The organism is Vallitalea longa (genome assembly GCF_027923465.1).
GTDB classification, from domain to species: domain Bacteria; phylum Bacillota; class Clostridia; order Lachnospirales; family Vallitaleaceae; genus Vallitalea; species Vallitalea longa.
Map to the genome: position 1 here is coordinate 63,003 of NZ_BRLB01000018.1, position 24,525 is coordinate 87,527.

The window sequence follows — 24,525 nt, forward strand, 5'->3', positions numbered from 1 at the left end:
ATAAAATGAGTAATTATACAAAATTCAAGTCCAAGTTGACACCGGAAAGTTTTAGAATATTATCTGTTTTAAGTGGGCTTTTGATTCTTATGTTGTTTTTCAGTATCACTTCACAGTATTTCTTTACAACAAATAACTTATTAACAGTAGCATTGCAGAGTTCAATTATAGCTATTATAGCTATTGGACAAACATTCGTTTTGATTACAGCTGGAATAGATTTAGCAATAGGTTCTAATATGGCTTTAGCAGGAGTTATATCTGGAATGCTAATGGTCAATGGATATAATGTATTTTTTGCTGTTCTAGTAGGAATTTTGAGTGGAGCATTAGTTGGTTTTATCTCAGGAGTAATTATCGTTAAAGGGGATTTACCTCCATTTGTAGTAACTCTTGGAGCAATGAGTATAGTAAGAGGTATTGCATTGGTAATAACAAAAGGTATACCAATATCCGGCCTTCCAAAATCATTTCAAGTAATAGGTAATGGTAAATTATTACATATTCCTATACCTGCAATTATTATGATTTTGTTAACTGTTATATTTAGCTTCATACTCTCTAAGACTAAGCTGGGTAATTATATCTATGCTTCAGGAAGTAATTTAGAAGCTACAAAACTTTCAGGAATAAATACAAATAAAGTAATTATTATTGTATATACATTCAGTGGATTTTTAGCTGCATGTGCAGGTGTAATAATGGCATCTAGAATTGCATCTGGACAACCTTCAGCAGGTATGGGTTATGAATTATTTGCAGTTGCTTCAGCAGTTATCGGGGGAACAAGTCTTGCTGGTGGTGAAGGTTTAATAATCGGAACTTTAATTGGAGCTCTTGTAATAGGTGTTTTAAGAAATGGTTTGAATCTGCTTAGTGTATCAGCTTTCTGGCAGGAAATTTTAATTGGTGTGGTTATTATTCTAGCAGTTTATGCTGATAGAATAAAACATAGAAAAAAATGATGTTACATAAAAACTTTATAAGGAGATGTTAAGATGAAAAAATTAGCTCAAGTATTGGTTTTGATTTTAATTGTTAGTTCTATGATTGGGTGTTCAGCTAAAAAAGAAGGTAAGGAAGAAGTTAAAGGTGATAAAGATCTTGAATTCGTGTTAATTACAATGGATTCAATGGATGAGCATTGGTTATCAGTTAAGGCAGGAGCAGAACAAAAAATAGCTGAATTAGAAAGAGTTAATTTAACATTCAGAGCTCCATCTGGAAAAGTAGATCCTAATGAACAGACAAGGATGACTGAAGATGCTATTAATCAAAAAGCAGATGCTATTTTGATTGCTCCATCAGATAAAACAGCATTAGCTCCAGTTATTGACAGGGCTCATGATGCAGGCATTCCTGTTGTAATCATTGATTCACCTGCCGATACAGAAAATTATATTTCATTTTTAGCAACAGATAACTATGCGGCTGGAGCTTTAGCAGCAGATACTTTAGCAGAAAAAATTGGAAGTAAAGGAAAAGTTGCAATCGTTAATGCTCAACCAGGTTCTGGTACTTCAATATCAAGAGAATCAGGATTTACTGATAAGATAAAAGAATCATATTCAGATATTGAAGTCGTATCAATACAATATTGTAATGGGGATAAAACAAAAGCTCTAGATCAAGCTACAGATATTATGACTGCTAATCCTGATTTGGTAGGTTTCTACGGATGTAATGAAGGTTCAACAGTAGGGATATGTAAAGCGGTGGAAGAAGCAGGAAAAGTAGATACAATTAGTATTATTGGTTTTGATAAATCAAGTGATATAATAACAGCAATTGAAAATAATATATTGGATGCATCAATGGTTCAGAGTCCAAATTTAATGGGTTACAAAGGTGTTGAAATGGCATATAACCATATAAAAGGTGAAGAAGTTGAAAAAGAAATCAATACAGGTGTAAAAGTTATAACAGCAGATAATGTAGATACTATAAAATAAAATATTGGAATAATAAGATTATATTAGTAAGGGGCTGTCCTAATACATTTAGTATACAGTAAAGTAAGTATACTTTACTGGAGCTTAGGCCAATAAAAAATGTGTTATTGATGCAGCCCTATAATATTCTATTTAATTATTCAACAATAAAAAGGGTGATTAAATGTATTATATAGGGATAGATATAGGAGGAACTAAAATCTCTGTTACTATATCAGACAATAAATTCAATATAATAGATAAAATTAAGTTTCTAACAGATACATATAAAGAACCAGAAGAAATATTGGATTATATGGTAAAAATAATTAAAGAAATATCTATGAATAATAATATTAATATAGAACAAATAAGTAGTATAGGTATTAGTTGTGGAGGACCTTTAGATAGTAAAAAAGGTATAATCTTATGTCCGCCTAATCTACCCAAATGGAATAATATTAATGTTAAAAAATATTTTGAAACTGCTTTATCGTTGCCAACATATTTATTAAATGATGCAAATGCTTGTTGTGTTGCAGAATGGAAGTTAGGTGTAGGAAAAGGCTATAAAAATATTATATTTTTAACATTCGGTACGGGAATAGGTGCAGGTCTTGTACTTGACAACAAATTATATCTTGGAACTGATGACCAAGCAGGAGAAATCGGACATATTAGAATTGATAAAAACGGACCGCTTGCTTATGGAAAAAAAGGTTCCTTTGAAAGCTATTGCAGTGGAGCAGGAATTAAGAATCTTGCACTTATTGAACTTGTTAAAGGAGAAATAGAATCTTCTAGAGATACATTATTACATAATTACAAAAAAGAAAATATAGATACTGCATTGATTTTTAAGCTGGCAAATAAAAAAGATAATTTTTGTTGCGAAATTATTAATAAAAGTGCTTATAAGTTAGGATTAGGGTTATCAATTTTAATAGATATTCTGAATCCAGATCTCATAATAATAGGAAGTATCTATACAAGAGCTGAGAAATATTTCAAGAGTATAATAGATGATGTTATTGGAGAAGAAGCCTTACCAATTAACAGAAAGACATGTAAGATTGTTCCAGCTAGTTTAGGAGAAAATATAGGAGATTATGCGGCACTTATCACTTCAACAGGGAATTATTAGATAGGAGATAAGATGAATATACAAAAGAAATATTTTGGTGTTCTTAAGAACAACCAAGATGTATTTAAATATACTCTTAGCAATGATAAAGGACTTGAAATATCTATTTTGAATTATGGTGGAATCATTACGGACATAATTGTACCTGATAGAAATGGATATAAGGAGAATATAACATTATCTTTTAATAATATTAAGGATTATGAAGAAAAATCACCTCACTTTGGATGTATTACCGGCAGAGTCGCCGGTAGAATTTCAAACGGTGAATTCAGTATAGATAATAAGAAATACAAATTATGTAAAAATGATAATAATGCCTGTATACATGGTGGGGAAACAGGTTTATCCAAAAGAGTATGGAACGTAAGAAAAATGATTAACGATAAAGATATAGGAATCGAATTGAGTTATTTCAGCCCTCATATGGAGGATGGTTTTCCTGGTAATGTAGATTTTAAGGTGTTATATACCCTAAATAATAATAATGAGTTTACTATTGAGTACTATGGAAATACAGATGAAAAAACAATATTGAATCTAACCAATCATGCCTATTTTAATCTAGAAGGAGCTGGAGAAGGATTAATATTGGACCATATACTTAAGGTGAACAGTAAATATTATGTTCCAGTAGATAATGAGTTGATTCCATTAGGTCATTTGGAAAAGATAGATAATACCCCTCTTGATTTCAACGAAGGAAAGAAAATTAAACAAGCAGTTGAATCTAAGTATATACAGGTACAAACCGTCGGGGGTATCGATCACGCGTTCGTTCTAAAAGGGTTAAGTGACAAGCCTAATATAGTAGTAAGCAATGAAAAAACTGGAAGATACATGAAAGTAAAAACTGATCAGCAAGTCGCTGTTATATATACAAGTTGTCAGCTAGATAATAATTTGATACTTGCTAATGGATTAAAGACTAAAAGATACGGTGGTTTATGTTTAGAAACTCAAGATTTCCCCGATGCAGTGAATCAAAAGAATTTTAGAACCAATTATTATAATAAACAAAAGCCTTATTACGCAAAAACAATTTTTGAATTTGGTTCTATAGTTTAGTAATTGGATATAAGTATTACACTAAAATAGTTTCCTATAATAATGTAAATGAATAGGAGATAAGGTGACATGCTCCCCCACTAAACCTATAAAACGGTTTTGAGGGGGCTTCTTGGGATGTAGTAACCTAATGGTTACTATTATTACCAAGCTCTACGGGTAAGCCCTACCCTGTAATATTTTAATATTGCAACAACAATTCACCTTGATTTTTAATGTTTATACTTGCATTTAGGTCTCTATCTATTGAATTGCCACACTCACAAGTATATACTCTTTCTGATAGTTTCAAATCTTTTTTTACTGCACCACAAATTGAACAGGTTTTACTTGATGGATAGAATCTGTCTATCTTCACAAGTTGTTTCCCTCTTAATTCAGCTTTATATTTAAGCATTGCAATGAACATTCCCCAACCATTATCAGATACGCTTTTACCAAATTTCAATGTTTGGCTCATACCTTTCATATTTAGGTCTTCTATCGCTATAGCATTGTATTTATTTACTAATTGAGTAGATAGTTTATGTAAAAAATCCGATCTTGAATTCTTTATTTTATAGTGTATTCTTGCCACTTTAGTCTTTTGTTTATACCAATTATTTGAAAACCTTACCATACGTGATAATTTCCTTTGTGCCTTGATAAGTTTAGCTTCTAACATACGAAAAAATCTAGGATACTTGGCTCTTTGGTTTTCAGAGCTAACAAACAGTTCTTTCATTGAAAAATCTAAACCTACTATGTTGCCGTTACTTGGAACTTGAATTATTTCTTTTTCAAATTCAGTAGTAATACTTACAAAATAAGCACCTGTAGGTACTTGACTTATAGTAGCAGATAATATTTTATAATTTCTAGGTATTTCTCTATGAAATTTAGTTTTTAGTAATCCTAATTTTGGAAACTTCAACATACTGCCTTCTATTCTTATTGAATTGTTAGTGTTTTTGGTTGTATAAGATTTGATATTGTTTCTTTTAGATTTGAATCTAGGATATTTAGCTCTCTTTTGAAAGAAATTCTTAAAAGCAGTATCTAAATTCCTAAGTGCAGATTGAAGAGAAACACTATCCACTTCTTTAAGCCAAGTTAAATCTTTTTTCAAAGCTGTTAACTCTTTAGCTTGATTAACATAAGTAGTTGATTTTTCTTCATTCTTGTATAATTCAATTCTTTGATTAAGAAAACGATTGAATACAAATCTAGTACAGCCGAAGGTTTTATGAATCAAAATCAGTTGTTCCTTATTAGGATATATTCTATATTTGAAAGCTTTATTGATTTTCATAGATTTTCCCTCTTCCTTATGTTATAATTATATCGCAATTCAATTTAGTTGTAAAGGAGTTTTTTAGATGAATAATAGTGAATTCAAAAGCAATAGACATTCAATATACAATCTAAAATATCATTTGGTTGTAATAACTAAATATAGACACAAATGTATTAACAAAGAACTTACTATTTGAAACACCTCCCCAAGTGAAATTAGCAAAATTAGTTAATACTCTAAAGACTGTTTCTTCAAGACTTATTAGGAAAAAACATAGTGAATATTTAAAAGAATATTACTGGAAACCCGTATTTTGGAGTAGAAGTTATTGCATTTTAACAACTGGAGGAGCAACAATAGAAATGATTGAGAAATATATTCGCTCTCAAGCAGGAGTTAAAGATTAAAAACCGTTCCGATTCATCTCCCTCCTAGTTAGAGGAGGGAGTTTTCTCGAAATATCTAGATAAAATCTAAGATTATAAAATCCAATTTAGCTATAATAGCTGAATTGGATTTTATAATCTTAAAGTAATTGTTCTTCCTGTAGGATATTCTTATATTTTTTCTTTGCTCTAATAATTCTTTTTTTAACATTTGAATCTGATATATTCAACAATGATGATATTTCTTTATATGTATGACCATAATAATATTTCATGATCAAAATAGATTGATAATTGATAGGTAGTTTTTTTAAGCACTTTTTTACCTCTTTTATTTTTATGGTACGCTCAATATCTGCTAAACCATCTATTAAAGAATTTTCAAGTTCATCATAAGAAATTATTCTTCGTTTGGTTTTAACTCTATATAAATCTATACTCCTGTTTTTGACCGTTTGTATAAAATAACTTTTTGAATATGGACAAACTTGTTTATACTTAATTGTAGAAAAATTACGGAAAATATTTAAAAATGCATCTTGAACTGCATCTTCAGCTAATTGAGGATCTTTTAATATGTGATAAGCTTGTCTATACATATCATTTTTATATTTATCATATAAAGTTAAAAATATATTTCTATCTTCTGCTTTGAAAAAAAGTATTCATAATTAACACACCTCACTTATTATATTGTTATATTAATGATGTGCATAATATCATGTTCATCAAAATAACATTGAAATTCATTATACAATTAGTTATATACTTATTACCATATTATATAATTTTAAGTGCTTTCTGACGTATAATAATCTATCTTTAGAGTACTTTCTATATCAACATTAGTTGCATTAGTAAGAGTATTGGATTTTATCTTCGCCAAGGTTTCATGAGAAATTTTATGGTCATCACCAAGAATTTTAATCATACTCTCTGCCTTTGTTATCTTTTTACCATCATTTTGACGATTGATTATATTTTGTCTGTAATTTTTGAAATCCTCAGATTCAAAAATATTACGATACACACTGTCAGTGGGTAGTTGCAATATAGTTTTTAATACTTCACTATCTTTCCATAATCCTTCTTCCATAACAGTTTCAATACCTTTACTTAAAAGGTCATAAGTATTTCTATCATAATATCCTTTAGTTACATCTTCTCTCATAAATGACATATCATAGCCAATATTGGACATGAAATTTCTTTCCTTATTTAATTTTCCATAGGTATAGAATTCTTCATATGCAACATCAGTCAAAGGTTCACCTTTAGATAAGGATTTATCGATTTTACATTGTACTATTGCATATCTGGAAAATTCTGCACTATCAAATTTCATACGGTCAAAAGATATTTGTTCTAGTTTTTGATTATAATGTTTTTGCAGTTTGTATGCCATATCGTTTTTTTGCAAAGGTATGGGTTTTTTCATTCTGCTGTCATCTACTGATATGGGCATTTTTACACTTCCTTTCTACACAGTTTTATTGTAAGGACTATATTGTTTCAAGTGTGGATTAGCAGTAGTGATATCCACATATTCACTTCCTAATTTGACAAGATAATCTTCAACTTTTTGTTTGTTTTCTGTTGAGAGATTGTCAAGTTCTAAATTATTTTGATCCATAAAATTTTCGAATTTGTCCCTTAGTCGTTTTTTTACTGTTGCAATATCTAATTTCTCGTTTTCCATAGTTACCTTAGGCATATTATCTGTTTTTGATTGTTCGAAAATATATCTAAAAAAATTTAATGTGAATTTGTTACCTTTTTTATTGGTATAATTCAATAGCTCTATAAATCTATCATACTCATCTTTGGTTATACCTAATTGCAATAATATATCATCAATATCTTTTGAATCATCTTCTAGAGAGATTGCTTCTGAATCATCTGAATATATCCAATCTATCATTCTATCAAACAATATATCCTGTACAGATTTTTCCTCTTTTTTATCAAGCCAAACAGATTTACCATTTATTATTGTTGCAAGTTTCTTTGCTCCATGTTTACTAATTAATTTATCAATCCATTGGGTTTGTCCTGGACCATAGCCCTTCTCGTTTTTATCATATAAATGTCCATCTGTATAGTCAATATTTAAGCAATAATCATCATATACTAGTCTACCTCCGTTATTTCCCATTCTAACTATGATATCATCAATTCTTTTTAGGTTCATATCTAGTTCTTCTTCTGTATATTCACCATCATTATTTTTATAAGTTTCTATAAGAGCTTCTTTCACATTTGTTCCGTCAGGTGCATAGAACTCTCCGTCTTTCAAAGTGCATTCCCTTAAATCATAGCCTGTCAATTTTCTAATGAAATTAATTGCGATTCCTTCACTTGTTCCCGACGATTTCTCTCCTAAATATGTTGGATTATCAGTTTCATATATATAGTTTGATGAGTAGATATGGTTATATAGTTGCTTGCCGTTTTCAGCATAATTAAGAACTTGTTCAATTCGTGACTTCAATTCTTCATCATCTATACCTGAAACAGTAACATAATAATCATATGAGCTCACAGAAAAAGTGAGGGTGGTTCCTTCTGGTATTTCAATATTGTTATGTTCAAAAATTTCATTTAAGGATTTGTCTGTAAAGTTTCTATTTCCTTTCATTCCTTTAGCTCTTGTTACAGCCCAATTCTCATATAAATCAATAAAAAGATAATGATCACCATATGTTTTAAGCTTCTTAGGATCATCATATGTTGTAGAAGTAGAAGATTCAGGATTGGTATTTGATATGTCTTTTCTTGAATATGTTGCTGTACAATAATTTGAAGTACTGTTATTTGTTCCTATGCTATTATTATTTTTAGAACTAGATGTAGTTTTTTGACTTTTGTTACGTCTGCTTGAATTAGTATTATAATAATTGGTATATGATATATTTGAAGCGGATGTTATATCCAAGCTAATTACCTCCTTCCGTAGAAATTTAATAATATTATCATGTTCAATAATTTTCAGGTCAAATTTTATATAATAATTATCGGCAATATTCTGATAAATATTAATATATTTTTAAAATTAATAAAAAACAGTCACTATTGATTTAGTGACTGTTTTGATAAATCTATTAACTGGCTATATTTTTTGATGAAATTTAATTAACACGTTTATAACCATTAAGACCAAGGTCATATTCATAATCAAATGATATAGAGACATCACTCATAGTAGAACTGCCTGTAGCCCATGTGTAAAATCTAAAGTACCATATTTGTGCTACATAATCGCTAGGTATATTGAATCTACCCCAATCAGAACTTGAAACTATAGACCTATGCCACATACCAGGATATGCTTGGACTTCATGGTATACTCCTCCTTGACTTGGGTATTGGTCTCCATTAGTTTCAACATCTGTAAACATAGCTCCAATAGGTATACTTGAATTATTTCTAAGATCAATATTCAAGGTACTTGAATGACCGGAACCGGATTTACTTGCAGTACCAGAGAAATTAAATGTTTTACTTCCTGTTTCTATTCTATCGTTCAAACTCACACTTTGAACATAAACTTTGTCTTGTTGAGCTTCTGGTTTAACTATAGCTATGTAATACGTTTGTGTGCTTCCCCCAGTATTATTTACATCAAGAGGTACGAATGATAAAACGCCATCTTCTATTGCATTGTCAGGATTACTTGCCATTGCGATAGCATTTCGGTTGCTGTCAAAAAGATAGGCTTTCATACCATCATCAAATAAACTACAACTTATTCTAATAAATAATTTATGTCCTGGTGTAACCTTGAATCGAAAGTATCCCACATTTTGTTTTTCAGCAAGAATCAAAGAATCTGAATAAAGTGAATAAGTATAATCATTCCATTCACCAATATAGCTTGCTTCATCAAATGAATGATTTTTTATTTCTTTTACAACAAATGTATACTTATCTGTATTACTGTAAGTTCCATCAAGACTTCTTACACCAAAATAATTTACCCCTTGGGATAATTCATATATTCCATCATCAACAGTATAGATATCTGTTCCGTCTGCAGACCATAGAGATTGATATTCTTTTCCTTCAGGTGAAAAAACCATCACTTGATATAAGCCGTCATGTGGTAAAGTTATTTTATAATAATCATAATCAATAGGATTATCTATTACCGCTTCCACTCTAGCAGTTTGAATATCAACAACGTCACTCATTGTTACTTCGTAAGCTGTTTCTATAGAATCATTGATTTCATTATCAATATCATTAGTTGAAGTGTATACTGTAAAATTAAATATTCCATTTCCGCTGTAACAATAAATTGCAAAATAATATATTCCAGCTTCGACAATATTATTAGTAGCTTCCATGACACCAGTACCTGTAGTTAGAGAGGTTGCATAATCTTCTAACTGCATAGTAGTTTCATTCAACTTGAATATATAAAGGTCACCATCTAATGGAGTATCATTTAATAATATTGTAGATAGTTTTGTTCTTTCAGTTATTTCCATTGCATACCAGCGTTGCTCTCCACTTGCAGCAAAAGTATCGCCAACGGTAGTATCTGGTGGGATGAGATATGCATTATTAGGATCGGTATTATCTGATGCTGTAGGCTCTTCTGTATCAAGAGATAACTCTAGATCATTAATTACATTATCAAGATTTAGCAGATTAATCTCTTGATTTGTATTTGTTACATTATTTATGTCTTCTATTTTTTCAAGATCATCTAAACTAATTATAGTGTTTTCAGTACTGAATTCAGCAATATTACTGTCAGCGGATGTGAAATTAACATTTACCATCATTAAAGCTAATACTAACATTATAGATAATAATGTTCTTGCTTTTTTCATTTGATTTCCCCCTTAATAATACCCAAATTTTATTGATTCTATTTAATTACCAGACAGTTGAAATTTTACCAAATAATCTGTTGCTTTTATTGATATTTCCTTACATAATGTAAATAAAATGCGATGTAGGGATAAAAGCTTTCATATATAATCAACCCCTTTCATGTCTGAAATAGAATATGTTTGGGTATATATAGTAAGACGAAACTTATATGCAAAATGGTGACACTCAATTTAGATATTTTTGAATTTTATTATAAAACAAACGTTATTTTCAATATTTGGAATAATTATATAGGAATTGAATACTTTATATTAAATGTTTCTTTGATAATTTAGTTTAACGATAATGTAATAAAAAGGTTTTTACAGGGAAATAAGAGAAAAGTAATTATAAGTTGATTTATTTTGAATTAGTATGATTTGAAAAAGATTAGCAATAGGCTATTATCTAACTATGTTCTATAGTAATGTATAATTAGATAATAGCCTTATATTAATATTTATTAAAAACTATATTAAACTAATAATTTTAATATCAATTTAGGAATTAATGTTACTATACTAACGCCGTATAGTAAATCAAGCCATATAATTGAACCTATTGAAAAAATATATATTATCACTACTAATGGAAAACAAATAATTTTAGTTGCCAAATTGCTTTTTTTGCTTTTTATTATATACCATATATTATTAGCATCCTGTCTACTTGGAAAAGCATGCATAGCTATAGAAATCCCAAGCCATAAAAGTAGGTAATCTAATGGCTTACCTGAGTTATAATCTAAAACAGGTATTGATGATGACATAGCTATAAAGGCACCTAACAGAGTATTTAAGAAAAAAGGGCCAATACTGATTAATATATGTTGATAGATTTCTTTAGGTTCTTCATGAATTACATAACCGCTAGGGTTAGAAAATTGAAAATAGCGTACATCAAAGATAGCAACTCTTGATATTCTACAGAATAATTGATGAGCAAATTCATGTACTATAACTCCTGGAAAAGTAACTGCTGATATTATTATACCGGGTATAAACATAGTATTAACCTTCTTTCTGTAAGTTTTTCTTAATATCTTTAAAGTATTTTAATTCTTCAGGTGGAAGATCCATCTTTTCAATTTCTTCTAAGAGGTCATCTCTTTCTTCATACATTTTATTTACCTGATATGTTATAATCATCATGTTTAATACGGAACTATTAACAGGATCTAGGTTATATGCTTTTTCAACATATTCAAGAGCTTTCTTGTCATTGCTTTTTCTTAGTTCAATATCTGCATAAGTAACGTAGGCGCCTAGTGATTCGCTGTTTATATTGAATAGTTGATCACATATTTTTGCTGCTGTATCATAATTTTCTAGTTCTGTTTCATAAGATGCTAGTGCTTCTAGAGCATATTGATAGTCAGGATACTGATCTAACACCATTTGCATATACTTTTTAGATTGTTCAAGATTATCTTCGGTATAGTAAAGACCAGCTAAAGTAATAGCTGTCTCTATGTTAAATGGATTTGTATTAATATATTCGGTTAATCTTTCTATTTTTATATCATTTGATTGAGATGAAATTTCATTCATCAGATTATAGAGATCATCAGTGTAATAATATATTTCATTTATGTATGTACTTATGTTGAGTAATTGATCATATAAAGATTTATCTTCAATTATCTCACCTTCTAAATCACATAATAGATCGTTTGCAGTAATATAATTACCATTATAAAATTCTGCAACTATAATCTTAGCTTTTATATCAGTTAAATCATATTCTTTATCTGCTATCTGATATTGCTTAAGTGCTGTAACATATTTCTTCTGAGATTCAGCTTTTTTACCTTTCTCATAAGCTAATACTCCTTTCATGGAATTCGGTAATCGCATGAATGAATATACAATTAAAACCATAATAATACCTAAGAAAATTTTAATAGATTTAGGTAAAGGTCTTTTTGATAGTTTATACCTGCAACTAGGACATAATTTGGTTTTATAGCCATCTTCAGTGACAGAACTGCCACAGTTTTCACAGGTATAATTAGTTGTTTGCTCATAATAATCGTTGTATTTTTGATCTTGATCTGAATTTATTTCAGACATATAAACCACCTTTCTGTAAAATGTAAGTTTAATAGATTTAATCTACCTTACAAAATTAATTTTATGATATGTTATATAATTATAACAAATGCATTGCATAACAGATTATACCATGAAGATACAATGATAGTAAATATATTAATTGAAAACTAGGGTAATACACTTAAAATATAATATCTTAATGATTCAATATTTGATGATTAATGTTTTTTGTATCTAGGCTATAATTTTTAAATATGATAAAATACAATTAATATCTAGAGCTTAACATCAGCGATTGGGGGGATATTTATTAAAAAAATAGATAGATTACAAAATATCATATATTTATTGAGTCATAACAAAAGGTTAAACTGTTCTAAATTAGCAGAAATTTTAGAAGTTAGTCCAAGAACTATCTATAGAGATATAGACGCTTTAAGTCAAATGAAAGTGCCCATTATCTCTTATGAAGGTGTTGATGGAGGCTATGAGATTGATAAATCATATTTCTTTCAATCTGTTAAATTAACAGATAAAGAATTAATGGTTATGAAATTACTCTTAGATTTAGGATATCAACTCAATACTACAGATATGGATGACGACATAATCACACTGAAACATAAATTATTAAATGCATGTGGAGACCAACCTAATATAAAAAAAGCTTTGAAACATATAACTATGGAAGTTCAGCATATATATCCCCAAAAGATCGTTAAGGGTATATTCAATAAAGTGATAAAAAGTCTTGAAAATGAAACAATGCTTTTGATTGAGTATTATACACCCATAAATAAAAGTTGGTTGATAAGAAAGATTTATCCACTGCATCTTTTCTATAGTGAAGGATGCTGGTACTTAGATGCATATTGCGATGTCAGAAAAGCAAAAAGGACTTTTCGCTTGGATAGAATACGTACATGTAAATTATTATCGGAAAATATCCCTCAAGAATATCTACAATCTTATGAAATACATAAAATGATTGATGATGTAACGGTTACTGAAATAACCTTGGAAATAGACGAAAGATTATATGAACAGATTAAAGATGATGATATAATTAGAGATGCTGACATAATAATATCAACGAAGTCATCTATAACGCTGACAGTTAAAAATATATCAGCAGAATACATAGCCATGTTTGCTTACAGAAATGTAGATATGGTAACAATCCTATCACCTGAATCATTAATACAATTGGTACAGAATAAAATAAAAAGTATGCAGAAAAAATATTTATGAATTTATAAACCCTGACAAGTATCTGTCAGGGTTTATATTATAATATGGTAAATGGAGGTGGTTGAAAATGAATATTGCAGCATATTTATATGATAATTACTATGAAACTGAATTGTGTATACCCACATTAATGTTCAAAGAAGATGACGAAAATAATGTAATAATGATTTCTAGTGAACAAGATATTGTTAAATGCGTAGATGGAAAAAGGATATTAATAGACAAAAAGATAAGCCAGATAAATCATGAAGAAATAGATGTATTGATAATTCCAGGTGGCAGCCCAATAATAAAAGATGATATTATCAAATTAATTCAACAATGTGAGAAAAACGGTGCTGTTATAGGAGGTATTTGTGGTGGGGTAGAGTATATAGCTCATGCTGGTATTTTATCAGGAAGAAGATATACTAGCCATCAAGACAAATCTTATGAATACTTATCAAAGAATAGTATCCATACTCACTCTATGTATGAAAGTGATAAAAATGTAGTAACTGCCAAACCAGAAGCTTACTTAGAATTTGCACTAGAACTATATCACTTAGCTGGTCTTGATGTAGGTCCAGTAGAAGGATACCTAGAATGGTTCAAATCTCCATTTTGTTGGAAATGTAAAGACTAATAATTGTCAAGGGGTCATCACCAAAAAAATATAAGAATATTTAGTATATTCTAGGCTGATTAAAAACATATATTAGTTATTGTTTGTTAATAATTAACAGCATTCAAATCCATTAGCTATTATAGAAATACAAAGTTCGGTTGTTCCTGCTAATGTTACTAAAGAAACACTATTTAGCGGGTTAATACTTCGAGCATATATAGCATTAAGTATTATGCCTTGATCTACATCATTAATTCGTACGACAGTGGGAGTTGTTAATGGAGCTTTAGGTTGTATTACGATTGTTCCACTTAGGCTAGGTATATTTAATTGTTGCCATATATCAAATGTACCAGCAGTAGTTATTGTAATAGTTTTATTTTCAAAACCATATTGTACATTACATTTACAACCTTTTACTGCAGTTGAACTAACCCCACAACATGTACTAATATTACATGCCATATTTTTTATCCCCTTTCATATTTTATTTGATTTGCCTAGAATATTATCTAGTATATTCTATGCAGTATTATAAGGGTTGTTCATAATTCTGCTTTTTTAAGTAATCCTTGATAAAACTAGAAATAAGTAACTAGACATTTGGTAATATATTATAATATGTAATTGGAGGTGGTTAAAAATGAATATTGCAGTATATTTGTTTGACAACTATGCTGAACCAGAATTATGTGTACCTACATTAATGTTCAATTACATTGATGAAAATAATGTAGTAATGATTTCTAGTGAACAAGATGTTATCAAATGTGCAGATGGAAAGAGAATATTAATAGACAAAAAAATAAGTCAAATAGATCCTGAAGATATAGACGTATTAATAATTCCAGGGGGTATACCAATAATTAAAGATGATATTATCAAGTTAATCCAGCAATGTGAAAAAAATGGTGCTATTATAGGAGGTATATGCGGAGGAGTAGACTATATAGCACACGCTGGCATTCTATCAGGAAGAAAATATACAGGTTATTATGAAAAAGATAAAACTTATGATTATCTACCAACCGATGGTATTCTAACTTACTCTATGTATGAAAGCGATAAAAACGTAGTAACAGCGAAAACAGAAGCCTACTTAGAATTTGCACTAGAACTATATCACTTAGCTGGATTTGATGTAGGTCCAGTGGAAGGATACCTACAATGGTTCAAATCTCCGTTCTGTTGGAAATGTAAAGACTAAAATAATATTTGATTTAAGGCAGAAAGTTCTCTATTCAGAGAACTTTTTAATAAATATAAGGAATTAATCTTTTAGTGTTTTTCTTATAGATAGTAAATTCATCACCAAATCTTTGTGCCAATGCTTTTTCTTCAACATTGATTCTTATACTATAGCAGACTAAACATAATATTAAGACCAATATAGGCGAGAATATACTTCTTAGTGATAGAGAGATACCTAAAAGACTTATTATACTTCCAGTATATGCAGGATTCCTGATTAATCTATAAGGTCCGATTTTCATTAATTTTTGTTTTTCTGTTGTTTGGACATTTAAAGTAAAAGCTCGCTTAAGAATCCAAACAGAATAATCTCTAAGGACAGTTCCAAAAATCAAAAAACATAATCCGATATAATAGAAACCATGAGGAAGTAACATTCTTCTAATATCATAGGATACATCGTCACCTATAAAATAATATGATAAGATGAAGCTACCTATCCATCCTGCGATAATTATCCATAAAGTTGGTTCATGTTTGTGTGATTTTCCTTTTCTCACAAAAAAACTTGAAGTAAAGAGCCAGATAATGAACTCCGAAATAAAAAGGAAGTAAAGAGCATAATTAAAATATTTATATTCAGAAAAAGTTAGAAAAACTTGTTTATACTTTAAATACTCATTCATAAAAAAACCTCCATCTATTAAAGCTGATATTATATATCTAAACGTTTGATATCATATCATATTAATTAATAATAATCAACAAAATATAGTTTGGATATATCAATAATGACATTATAGAATAAACTTTGAGATAAGATATAACAAATCTTCTTTTTAGATACGAACAATGAAAAGGAAGTTTTTTTTATTGTTGCGATAATATCTATTTTTAAAATACGTCAACATTAGTGGTATAATTACATATCTATAATCCCTTAAATCTAGCATTTTACTTTTTTAAAAATTGCGTTTGTCAACAGAGAAAAGCAAAAGAACTATCCTGAACTCATTTTTTTTAAAAGTATTAATAAGTATATTGCACGAATATTCTATTATTTAATATATTCAAAATATTTCATTTTAGATATATATTTTTTTTATTAATTAGTATATAATAATATATATCAGAATGAATGAGGGGATATTTATATGAATAAAAAATTTGTATTTGTTTTTATAATAATCGTTATGTTTATTTTTATACTTACACTATTTATAAATAACGATTCAACTACTATATCAGAAATTAGTCAAAATGATGAAAAAAAAATATTAGAATACCTTGACACTAAAACAAATGATATTTCATCTCCTTCAAAGGGTAAGATGTATAGCTCTTATGATCTTTTGGGAATAGAAGAAAATAAAATATATATTTGGTTAGTAAAAGAAGAATATATAACAAAAGACCATGCTGAATCTAAAGGTAATATTGTTGCTTGTCCAGTTGTTTTATATGCCACAAAGAATAATAACAACGAACTATTAATTGAAAATCATAATTTCCCAGAAGATGGGAAAAATTACGGTAAAAATTTAAAAAGATTTTTCCCAGAAAATATTATAGAGAAAATTGACCATACAGTTACTGATACTCTTCTAGAAAATATAAAAATACGTGTACAAGAAGAAACTTCAAGAATAAAAAAATAGCTACTCATTTTTAGAGTAACTATTTTTTTATCGTTGAAAGTTAATTTACTGTATGTAAATGAATTCTACGACAATATAATTATCTATTGCATTTAATAATTCATAAGCCTGTCTATTATTTGAATGTCCAGCAAGCAAAAAATCTTCGTTTTCATCATCATATCCAGATATAATCATAGCATGTTTTGGCATTGATATCCAACCAGCAACTCCATCATGTAATATAACAACATCGCCTTTATAAATACTTTTATTGAATATTTTACTGTGATTCTTTCTATACTCTGCTCTTGAATAATTGACCTCATCGCATTCAGATCGCCAATAACTAACAAATTCTTTAACACTTATCCAAGGACTTGGATCAGCTAAATCCCAACTATCATTTAGTTCTTCTGCACTTCTAGGTTCTAGATATTTACTATTATTTTTATAACAATACCAGTCACATAAAATAACAAAAGATTTCCCACAAATCCCATGTATAATTTCACCAATAAAAACAACTACTAATAATAAATAAAAAATAATATAAACACTTGCTAAATGAGGAGCTAATAATGATTAAATGGTTTATATCATCAACGTTAATAATAATTGCCCTAAAATTATATAATGCCGTAAATAACATCCATTCCCAATGGCTATCGTTCCATTACAATGAACGTCTAGATTATTTCACTAGACTAAACAAACGATTAAAGGCAGGAGGCATATTATTTCTAGGGGATTCCTTAACTGAAAATTTTTATCTATCAGAGTTTTTTCCAGATCATTATGTAATAAATAGAGGAGTATCTGGTGACACGACTTATGGTATATTATGCAGATTAAAAACAAGTGTATATGACATAAAACCCAATAAAATATTTTTATTGATTGGAATAAACGATATCGGTAACGAAAAATCTCTCCAATACATTATCAACAACATAAAATTGATAATAACCGAAATAAGAAAAAAATTACCTGATTCCAAAATATATATCCAATCAATATATCCTGTTCATATAGATGTAAATAACAAAATTAAAAAAAGAATTGTAGGTAAAAGGAATAATAAAAAAATAAATATGACAAATAGACAATTATATGGATTGTCAAGAAAATATAACGTAACTTATATTAATGTAAATAAAAAATTAAAAGATAAAAAAGGACAACTCAAATACCAATATACTCAAGATGGATTACACCTATCACCACTTGGTTATGAAATCGTTGCCAAAGAATTAGAAAAATATATGTAAATAAAACTGAAAGAACACATCGGTGATGAAATGACTAATAATAGAAAATGGTACAGACTAGACAATACTGGAAAAATCTATCCATCAATTACATCAACAAGAGTATCAACTGTATTTCGAATATCAGCGACTATAACTACAAGAGTAGAACCTGCTAAGCTACAAAAAGCACTTGATAATATTATTGAAAGATTTCCGTATTTCAAAGTTAACCTTAGGAGAGGACTTTTCTGGTATTACTTTGAATATGTCAACCATAACCCGGTGGTTAAAAAGGAAATATTCTATCCTTGTATGTTTATGCTGTTCAAAAAGAAAAAAACATTTCCATTTAGAATTTTATATTACAACAAAAAAATTAGCTGTGAATTCTCTCATAGTATAACAGATGGAACAGGTGCACTGAAATTCCTACAAACTCTCTTAGTTGAATATTTTAGATTGGTAGGCGTAGAGTGCCAAATACCTAGTTATATTTTTAATAAGAATTCATATGTAAAACAAGAGGAATATGAAGATTCATCTCACAAATACTATAAAAAAAATATCCCTCCACCTGATTATCCCAAGAAAGCGATACATTTCCCTTTTAAATTAAATAGAAAAGGTGAATATTATATAATCACAGGAATAATTAATGTGTCAAGAGCTAAGGAAGAGTCTAAAATACATGGTTGTTCAATAACCGAATTTTTATTGGCTATATATTTTGAAACTATTCAAGATTATGTTTATTCTAGATCAGTAGGTAGAAGAAGACATCTAAAAAGAAGAATCGTAATTAATCTACCAGTCAATTTAAGAAGAATATTCCCTTCTAATACTATGAAAAATTTTTTTATTAGTATAACTCCTAATATAGATCTAAGATTGGGTAAATATAATAGAGAAGAGTTAATAAAACTAGTTAAAAACTATATGGAAATAAATATCAACGAAAAACATCTAAGCCAATATATAAGTAGAAATGTTAAAAATGAAAAAAATAAGTTTATAAGGATAATTCCTCTTTTCATAAAAAATATGATAATGCCAATAGTATATCAGAGGTTTGGCGAAAGAGGTTATACAAGCGGTTTATCTAACTTAGGATTGATAACTATGCCTAGAGAGATAGAGAACCTAATAGAAAGATTTGAATTCTATCCTCCTCCAAGTAAAGGGAATATAGTTAAAATGGGAATAGCTTCTTATAAAGATAAAATATATATTTCCTTTGGTAGATTGACGAAGGTAACAGAAATAGAAAAGATATTTTTTAGGAAAATAAGAAAAATGGACATACCAGTAAAAATAGAAACGAACCTGAGGTGATATTATGCCCTATTGTTCCAAATGTGGTGTAGAAGTAGATAATGATACAAAAAAATGTCCCTTATGCGATTTTCCTATACCTGATGTAGGAGAAGACACCAATGAACAATCCATCAATGTTTTTCCAGAAGCAGAAAACATATATCAATATAGAGTGAATGTTGTCAAGAACAAAGTATTCTTTACACTAATAATCATATTGCTTTCATGTATACCTATATTATTCAGTATTAAGGTATTTTACCCTTCGGTAACAATTAAGATAAACTATATAATTAACATAATCATAGCATCTGTATTCTATCTTTTTTTCCTATTCGGATACTTGAAAGTAAATTATAATATACTGGGAATAGGTCTGACATCAATAATTTTGATGCATAGATTAGATAATGTCGATGAAAATATGACGTGGTTCTTTGATTATGCGGTTTTTATTATTATATTGGTTATGATGATTCTATATATAGGTGTATTTTTTTATAAAAGAATCAAAAAAGAAATTCATGCTATATATACTCTTATGTATATATTTTTTGGTACAGGTATTTTGTGTTTAGGAATTGATGCAATAATTTCCTATAGGTCAGATGATGTAATAAAATTAAGTTGGTCAATAATTGTACTAATAAGTTCAACGGCAGTTTGTCTCTTGATACTTGGGTTATATTATGGACTACCTGAAAAACTTAGAAATAAAATCAGAAGAAAATTGCATGTATGAAAACATTCCGTAGAGCTGTTAGGTAACATCTAAATCAGCTCTTTTTTATATTATAGGAGAGTTTTACTTTCTATTTTCCTTAAAATCTTTTAGGAGATATAGCATCTTTGGATTTCATATTTCTAAAAGATTTTGCATGATAAAATTCAATAATCATTTCAAAATGAAGTTAGTGTGCAATTTTCCAGTTTATCGTAATTTTTTACAGAATATGATCATATTTTCTATGATATCATAACTTACATAATAAGAAATACATCATAAGAAATTGGATTAAAGGGATGGTGAAATGAATCATAACTTAGTTGAACTAAAACATATCAATAAGACTTTTCCTGGAGTTAAAGCATTAGATAATGTTAATCTTACACTAAAAAGAGGAGAGGTACTTGGGTTACTTGGTGAAAACGGTGCAGGTAAATCAACATTGGTAAAAGTGTTATCAGGGGTTTATAAAAAAGATGAAGGAGAAATTATAGTTGATGGTGAAAAAGTTAATTTTAATAATCCAAAAGAAGCAGAATCAAAAGGTATAGCAATCATTCATCAAGAACTTAATCTTTGCAGACATTTAACTGTTGCAGAAAATATGTTCCTTACAAGAGAAGATTCTAGATGGGGATTTTTAAGTAAAAAACAAACTAATATCAAAGCTCAGAAGATACTGGATTCTCTTAATCTGGATTTGAAGGCAACGGATCTGGTAAGTAATCTTCAGGTTTCTAAACAACAGATGGTTGAAATATGTAAAGCTCTATCCTCAGATGCTGAAATAATCATTATGGATGAGCCAACCAGTGCGCTTACAGATAAAGAGATAAAAGAATTGTTTAGAGTCATTAATAAACTAAAAGGGCAGAACAAAGGGATAATATACATATCACACAGGTTGGAAGAATTAGTGCATATTGTTGATAGAGTTACTATATTGAGAGATGGCAAGTACATTACGACTCTGGATTATGGAAAAGATAAATTACCAGAAATCATATCTCATATGGTGGGGAGAGAAATTACAGATAAATTTCCAAGAGTAGAATGTGAAATAGGTGAAGAAGTATTTAGAGTTGAAAACATATCGACTCCTTCAGGAGTAAAAGGAGTTAGTTTTCAAGCGAAAAAAGGTGAAATCATAGCCATTGCAGGGTTAATGGGAGCAGGGAGAACTGAGCTTGTTAGAGGAATATTTGGTGCAGATAAGAAGACTTCCGGTACAATATTTATAGACAATAAGGAGATATCTATAAAGAATCCTAGGGATGCTATTAAGAAGGGATTATTCTGTGTACCAGAAGATAGAAAAAAAGATGGACTGTGTATAAAAATGTCATTGAAACAAAATATTACATTACCTAATATGAACATGGTTACAGCTCTAGGATTTATTCAAGATGAAAGGGAATCAACTATAACCAGAGATGCTATTGAAAAATTAAGTATAAAGACACCTTCTGAAAATCAATTAGTGAAAAATCTAAGTGGTGGTAATCAACAGAAAATAGTTATAGGAAAATGGTTAGCTAGTGGTGCCAAGGTAGTTATGTTCGATGAACCTACTAGAGGTATAGATGTAGCTGCCAAAATAGAAATATATAACCTTATGAATAAGCTGAAACAGGAAGGAATAGGTGTTATATATGTCTCTTCTGAATTACCTGAGGTACTTGGAATTTCAGATAGAATACTAGTAATGTGTAATGGAAGGTTAAAAGCTGATCTCAAAACATTAGATACAGATCAAGAAGAAATAATGTATTATGCAACACAATATGATTCGACGGAGGTAATTTAAATGAGTACTACTGAAAATAAAATTACTTTACCTAAAAGTATAAAACAGTTTTTGTCTACTCTTAGTGGATTAATAGTGTTATTGATTATATTTGCAATAAGCAATAAGAATTTTTTTACGACTGATAATATTTTAAATGTTATTGTGCAGACTACACCCATTTTGTTAATTGCTATAGGGCAGACGTATGTTTTGATTACAGGGGGTATTGATTTATCGATTGGTTCTAATATAGCTATATCAGGGGTCGTTACAGCAATGCTCATGAAATCAGGTCTGCCCATCTTTTTGTCAATCATCATAGGATTATTAAGTGCTACAACTGTTGGTGTTGCTAATGGCGCTCTAGTGACATATGGAAAATTACCGCCATTTATAGTAACATTAGGTACAATGACAGCTGTAAGAGGTATTACTCTAACATTAACAAAAGGGATACCAATTAGCGGACTTCCTGATGGATTTAATGCTATTGGAATAGAAAAAACTTTTGGAATACCCAATCCAATCTATATAATGATATTTTTTGTTATAATATTTGGATTGATATTGGCTAAAACAAAAACAGGACGTTATACATATGCTCTAGGCAGTAATTTTGAAGCTTCAAGACTCTCAGGAGTAAACGTACATTCATCACTTATCAAAGTATATGCATTCAGTGGTTTACTATCAGGTGTTGCAGGACTAGTTATGGCTGCACGTATTATATCAGCACCACCTACTGCTGGAATGGGTTATGAGCTTAATGCTGTTGCTGCATCAGTTATTGGTGGAGCCAGTACATTGGGTGGAGAAGGTACTATTGCCGGTACTGCTGTAGGTGCACTTATTATTGGCATACTAAGTAATGGACTGAATTTAATGGGGGTTTCACCTTTTATACAACAGATTGTTACAGGTATTGTAATTATAGGAGCTGTATTTGCTGATAAGATAAGACATAATGATTAATCATGATAATAGATATTTTTAAGTTCAATTACTTAGATATATCAAATTATAAATTAGGAGGATAAAAAAATGAAAAAATTATGTTCAATATTACTAGTTATGACATTGATTTTAACAGTAGTGGGGTGTGGTAAAGAAGACAAAAAAACTTCTAGTAGTGGGGATTTGACTGTAACTCTAATAACAATGGATTCTATGGATGAGCACTGGTTAAAAGTAAAAAATGGTGCTGAAGATGCGGCAAAAGAACTTGAAGGTGTAAAAATCAATTTTGATGCTCCTCAGACTAAAGTTGATGCAACAGTTCAAGCGCAGTTGGTAGAGAATGCTGTAACTAATAAATCAGATGCAATAATGCTAGCGGCACTTGATAAAGAAGCACTTAAACCAGCAGTAGAAAAAGCTAAAAAAGAAGATATTCCAGTTATCTTTGTTGACTCTGGCGTAAACACAGAAGATTATGATGCTTTTTATTCAACTGATAATGGAGCAGCAGCTGCAATGGCAGCAGATCATCTAGCAAAATTAATTGGCGAAAAGGGTAAAATAGCAATAGTTAATGCTCAAGCTGGTGCAGGAACAACTATGACTAGAGAGAATGAGTTCAGAAACCGTATTGAAAGCACTTATCCTGATATAGAGATAGTCGGTGTTCAATATTCGGACGGTGACAAACAAAAAGCCCTTAACTATGCGACAGACTTCATGACTCAATATCCTGATTTAGTAGGATTCTATGCTTGTAATGAAGGATCTACTGTTGGTGTAGGTAATGCTGTAGACCAGTCAGGTAAAGATGATAGTGTATATGTTGTAGGTTTCGACTTTTCAGATGATGTAAAAGCACTTATAGAAAAAGGAGCAATAAAAGCTTCAATGGTTCAAAATCCTTATACTATGGGTTATGAAGGAGTAAAAGCAGCTATAGATATAATCAACGGTAAAGAAGTTTCACCTAAGGATGTTGATACTGGTGTAACAATAGCAACAAAAGAAAATCTTGATGAAATAAAATAATGAATAGTTATACATAATAACGTTAGT

24 protein-coding genes and 1 pseudogene are annotated in these 24,525 nt (G+C 29.4%); 15 read left to right on the forward strand and 10 right to left on the reverse strand.

Annotated elements, in window-relative coordinates; genetic code table 11:
- Positions 1-5: 5 nt before the first annotated feature.
- The 4 genes from QMG30_RS20315 to QMG30_RS20330 all read left to right on the forward strand — a co-directional run bounded on the left by QMG30_RS20315 (position 6) and on the right by QMG30_RS20330 (position 4,143).
- Complete coding sequence (locus tag QMG30_RS20315) at positions 6-965, forward strand: ABC transporter permease (RefSeq protein WP_281818668.1); 960 nt, start codon at positions 6-8, stop codon at positions 963-965.
- Between the two features lie 33 nt (positions 966-998).
- The gene (locus tag QMG30_RS20320; protein WP_281818669.1) at positions 999-1,952 is read left to right on the forward strand and encodes an ABC transporter substrate-binding protein; all 954 of its coding nucleotides are present in this window, start codon (positions 999-1,001) and stop codon (positions 1,950-1,952) included.
- A 163-nt stretch (positions 1,953-2,115) separates the two neighbouring features.
- Positions 2,116-3,075, forward strand: coding sequence for an ROK family protein (locus tag QMG30_RS20325; RefSeq protein WP_281818672.1), 960 nt, complete (start codon positions 2,116-2,118; stop codon positions 3,073-3,075).
- A gap of 12 nt (positions 3,076-3,087) precedes the next feature.
- Entirely contained in the window at positions 3,088-4,143 is a 1,056-nt protein-coding gene (locus QMG30_RS20330) for an aldose epimerase family protein (RefSeq protein ID WP_281818674.1), read from the forward strand.
- Between the two features lie 181 nt (positions 4,144-4,324).
- Here QMG30_RS20330 and tnpB read toward each other — a convergent pair whose 3' ends face one another.
- Complete coding sequence (gene tnpB, locus QMG30_RS20335) at positions 4,325-5,434, reverse strand: IS200/IS605 family element RNA-guided endonuclease TnpB (protein WP_281818675.1); 1,110 nt, start codon at positions 5,432-5,434, stop codon at positions 4,325-4,327.
- Positions 5,435-5,501: 67 nt separating this feature from the next.
- Here tnpB and tnpA point away from each other — a divergent pair.
- Positions 5,502-5,826, forward strand: a pseudogene (tnpA, locus tag QMG30_RS25110) (IS200/IS605 family transposase).
- A 119-nt stretch (positions 5,827-5,945) separates the two neighbouring features.
- Here the strand turns inward: tnpA and QMG30_RS20345 are convergent.
- From QMG30_RS20345 to QMG30_RS20370, 6 genes are all read right to left on the reverse strand, one after another.
- Positions 5,946-6,470, reverse strand: coding sequence for an RNA polymerase sigma factor (locus QMG30_RS20345; RefSeq protein WP_309298660.1), 525 nt, complete (start codon positions 6,468-6,470; stop codon positions 5,946-5,948).
- A gap of 125 nt (positions 6,471-6,595) precedes the next feature.
- Positions 6,596-7,270, reverse strand: a complete 675-nt coding sequence (locus tag QMG30_RS20350; RefSeq protein ID WP_281818678.1) for a hypothetical protein — start codon at positions 7,268-7,270, stop codon at positions 6,596-6,598.
- Between the two features lie 15 nt (positions 7,271-7,285).
- Positions 7,286-8,740 (reverse strand): DUF4885 family protein, encoded by a 1,455-nt coding sequence (locus tag QMG30_RS20355; protein ID WP_281818679.1) that lies wholly within the window; start codon positions 8,738-8,740, stop codon positions 7,286-7,288.
- A gap of 193 nt (positions 8,741-8,933) precedes the next feature.
- Positions 8,934-10,643, reverse strand: coding sequence for a hypothetical protein (locus QMG30_RS20360; RefSeq protein ID WP_281818681.1), 1,710 nt, complete (start codon positions 10,641-10,643; stop codon positions 8,934-8,936).
- 518 nt (positions 10,644-11,161) lie between these two features.
- Positions 11,162-11,692, reverse strand: coding sequence for a metalloprotease family protein (locus QMG30_RS20365; protein ID WP_281818683.1), 531 nt, complete (start codon positions 11,690-11,692; stop codon positions 11,162-11,164).
- A 4-nt stretch (positions 11,693-11,696) separates the two neighbouring features.
- Positions 11,697-12,758, reverse strand: a complete 1,062-nt coding sequence (locus tag QMG30_RS20370; RefSeq protein ID WP_281818684.1) for a tetratricopeptide repeat protein — start codon at positions 12,756-12,758, stop codon at positions 11,697-11,699.
- Between the two features lie 318 nt (positions 12,759-13,076).
- Here QMG30_RS20370 and QMG30_RS20375 point away from each other — a divergent pair, with 318 nt between their 5' ends.
- The gene (locus QMG30_RS20375; protein ID WP_281818718.1) at positions 13,077-13,991 is read left to right on the forward strand and encodes a helix-turn-helix transcriptional regulator; all 915 of its coding nucleotides are present in this window, start codon (positions 13,077-13,079) and stop codon (positions 13,989-13,991) included.
- Between the two features lie 67 nt (positions 13,992-14,058).
- Complete coding sequence (locus QMG30_RS20380; RefSeq protein ID WP_281818686.1) at positions 14,059-14,616, forward strand: DJ-1/PfpI family protein; 558 nt, start codon at positions 14,059-14,061, stop codon at positions 14,614-14,616.
- Between the two features lie 93 nt (positions 14,617-14,709).
- On the opposite strand, the gene QMG30_RS20385 is transcribed toward QMG30_RS20380, so the two are convergent.
- Positions 14,710-15,063, reverse strand: a complete 354-nt coding sequence (locus QMG30_RS20385) for a hypothetical protein (RefSeq protein ID WP_281818688.1) — start codon at positions 15,061-15,063, stop codon at positions 14,710-14,712.
- Positions 15,064-15,241: 178 nt separating this feature from the next.
- Here QMG30_RS20385 and QMG30_RS20390 point away from each other — a divergent pair, with 178 nt between their 5' ends.
- The gene (locus QMG30_RS20390; protein WP_281818690.1) at positions 15,242-15,805 is read left to right on the forward strand and encodes a DJ-1/PfpI family protein; all 564 of its coding nucleotides are present in this window, start codon (positions 15,242-15,244) and stop codon (positions 15,803-15,805) included.
- A 46-nt stretch (positions 15,806-15,851) separates the two neighbouring features.
- On the opposite strand, the gene QMG30_RS20395 is transcribed toward QMG30_RS20390, so the two are convergent.
- The gene (locus QMG30_RS20395) at positions 15,852-16,475 is read right to left on the reverse strand and encodes a methyltransferase family protein (protein ID WP_281818692.1); all 624 of its coding nucleotides are present in this window, start codon (positions 16,473-16,475) and stop codon (positions 15,852-15,854) included.
- Between the two features lie 468 nt (positions 16,476-16,943).
- On the opposite strand from QMG30_RS20395, the gene QMG30_RS20400 reads away from it, so the two are divergent.
- Complete coding sequence (locus QMG30_RS20400; protein ID WP_281818694.1) at positions 16,944-17,447, forward strand: hypothetical protein; 504 nt, start codon at positions 16,944-16,946, stop codon at positions 17,445-17,447.
- 45 nt (positions 17,448-17,492) lie between these two features.
- On the opposite strand, the gene QMG30_RS20405 is transcribed toward QMG30_RS20400, so the two are convergent.
- Positions 17,493-17,978: an amidase domain-containing protein gene (locus QMG30_RS20405; RefSeq protein WP_309298661.1), complete on the reverse strand. Its 486-nt coding sequence runs from the start codon at positions 17,976-17,978 to the stop codon at positions 17,493-17,495.
- Positions 17,979-18,007: 29 nt separating this feature from the next.
- Between QMG30_RS20405 and QMG30_RS20410 the strand changes: the two genes are divergently transcribed.
- The 6 genes from QMG30_RS20410 to QMG30_RS20435 all read left to right on the forward strand — a co-directional run bounded on the left by QMG30_RS20410 (position 18,008) and on the right by QMG30_RS20435 (position 24,498).
- Positions 18,008-18,697, forward strand: a complete 690-nt coding sequence (locus QMG30_RS20410) for a GDSL-type esterase/lipase family protein (RefSeq protein WP_281818696.1) — start codon at positions 18,008-18,010, stop codon at positions 18,695-18,697.
- 30 nt (positions 18,698-18,727) lie between these two features.
- Positions 18,728-20,011 (forward strand): hypothetical protein, encoded by a 1,284-nt coding sequence (locus QMG30_RS20415; protein WP_281818697.1) that lies wholly within the window; start codon positions 18,728-18,730, stop codon positions 20,009-20,011.
- A 4-nt stretch (positions 20,012-20,015) separates the two neighbouring features.
- Positions 20,016-20,735 (forward strand): hypothetical protein, encoded by a 720-nt coding sequence (locus QMG30_RS20420; RefSeq protein ID WP_281818699.1) that lies wholly within the window; start codon positions 20,016-20,018, stop codon positions 20,733-20,735.
- A gap of 289 nt (positions 20,736-21,024) precedes the next feature.
- On the forward strand, positions 21,025-22,527 hold the full coding sequence (locus QMG30_RS20425; protein ID WP_281818702.1) for a sugar ABC transporter ATP-binding protein: 1,503 nt from the start codon (positions 21,025-21,027) through the stop codon (positions 22,525-22,527).
- Complete coding sequence (locus tag QMG30_RS20430) at positions 22,528-23,481, forward strand: ABC transporter permease (protein WP_281818705.1); 954 nt, start codon at positions 22,528-22,530, stop codon at positions 23,479-23,481. It begins immediately after the preceding gene.
- Between the two features lie 69 nt (positions 23,482-23,550).
- Positions 23,551-24,498: an ABC transporter substrate-binding protein gene (locus QMG30_RS20435; RefSeq protein ID WP_281818707.1), complete on the forward strand. Its 948-nt coding sequence runs from the start codon at positions 23,551-23,553 to the stop codon at positions 24,496-24,498.
- The last annotated feature ends 27 nt before the right edge of the window (positions 24,499-24,525 follow it).

Coding starts and splice junctions, on each gene's coding strand:
- QMG30_RS20415 (WP_281818697.1), top strand. CDS start 18,728: ATGACTAATAATAGAAAATGGTACAGACTAGACAATACTGGAAAAATC.
- QMG30_RS20435 (WP_281818707.1), top strand. CDS start 23,551: ATGAAAAAATTATGTTCAATATTACTAGTTATGACATTGATTTTAACA.
- QMG30_RS20320 (WP_281818669.1), top strand. CDS start 999: ATGAAAAAATTAGCTCAAGTATTGGTTTTGATTTTAATTGTTAGTTCT.
- QMG30_RS20425 (WP_281818702.1), top strand. CDS start 21,025: ATGAATCATAACTTAGTTGAACTAAAACATATCAATAAGACTTTTCCT.
- QMG30_RS20350 (WP_281818678.1), bottom strand. CDS start 7,270: ATGCCCATATCAGTAGATGACAGCAGAATGAAAAAACCCATACCTTTG.
- QMG30_RS20325 (WP_281818672.1), top strand. CDS start 2,116: ATGTATTATATAGGGATAGATATAGGAGGAACTAAAATCTCTGTTACT.
- QMG30_RS20370 (WP_281818684.1), bottom strand. CDS start 12,758: ATGTCTGAAATAAATTCAGATCAAGATCAAAAATACAACGATTATTAT.
- QMG30_RS20395 (WP_281818692.1), bottom strand. CDS start 16,475: ATGAATGAGTATTTAAAGTATAAACAAGTTTTTCTAACTTTTTCTGAA.
- QMG30_RS20390 (WP_281818690.1), top strand. CDS start 15,242: ATGAATATTGCAGTATATTTGTTTGACAACTATGCTGAACCAGAATTA.
- QMG30_RS20360 (WP_281818681.1), bottom strand. CDS start 10,643: ATGAAAAAAGCAAGAACATTATTATCTATAATGTTAGTATTAGCTTTA.
- QMG30_RS20365 (WP_281818683.1), bottom strand. CDS start 11,692: ATGTTTATACCCGGTATAATAATATCAGCAGTTACTTTTCCAGGAGTT.
- tnpB (WP_281818675.1), bottom strand. CDS start 5,434: ATGAAAATCAATAAAGCTTTCAAATATAGAATATATCCTAATAAGGAA.
- QMG30_RS20420 (WP_281818699.1), top strand. CDS start 20,016: ATGCCCTATTGTTCCAAATGTGGTGTAGAAGTAGATAATGATACAAAA.
- QMG30_RS20385 (WP_281818688.1), bottom strand. CDS start 15,063: ATGGCATGTAATATTAGTACATGTTGTGGGGTTAGTTCAACTGCAGTA.
- QMG30_RS20330 (WP_281818674.1), top strand. CDS start 3,088: ATGAATATACAAAAGAAATATTTTGGTGTTCTTAAGAACAACCAAGAT.
- QMG30_RS20380 (WP_281818686.1), top strand. CDS start 14,059: ATGAATATTGCAGCATATTTATATGATAATTACTATGAAACTGAATTG.
- QMG30_RS20315 (WP_281818668.1), top strand. CDS start 6: ATGAGTAATTATACAAAATTCAAGTCCAAGTTGACACCGGAAAGTTTT.
- QMG30_RS20400 (WP_281818694.1), top strand. CDS start 16,944: ATGAATAAAAAATTTGTATTTGTTTTTATAATAATCGTTATGTTTATT.
- QMG30_RS20430 (WP_281818705.1), top strand. CDS start 22,528: ATGAGTACTACTGAAAATAAAATTACTTTACCTAAAAGTATAAAACAG.
- QMG30_RS20410 (WP_281818696.1), top strand. CDS start 18,008: ATGATTAAATGGTTTATATCATCAACGTTAATAATAATTGCCCTAAAA.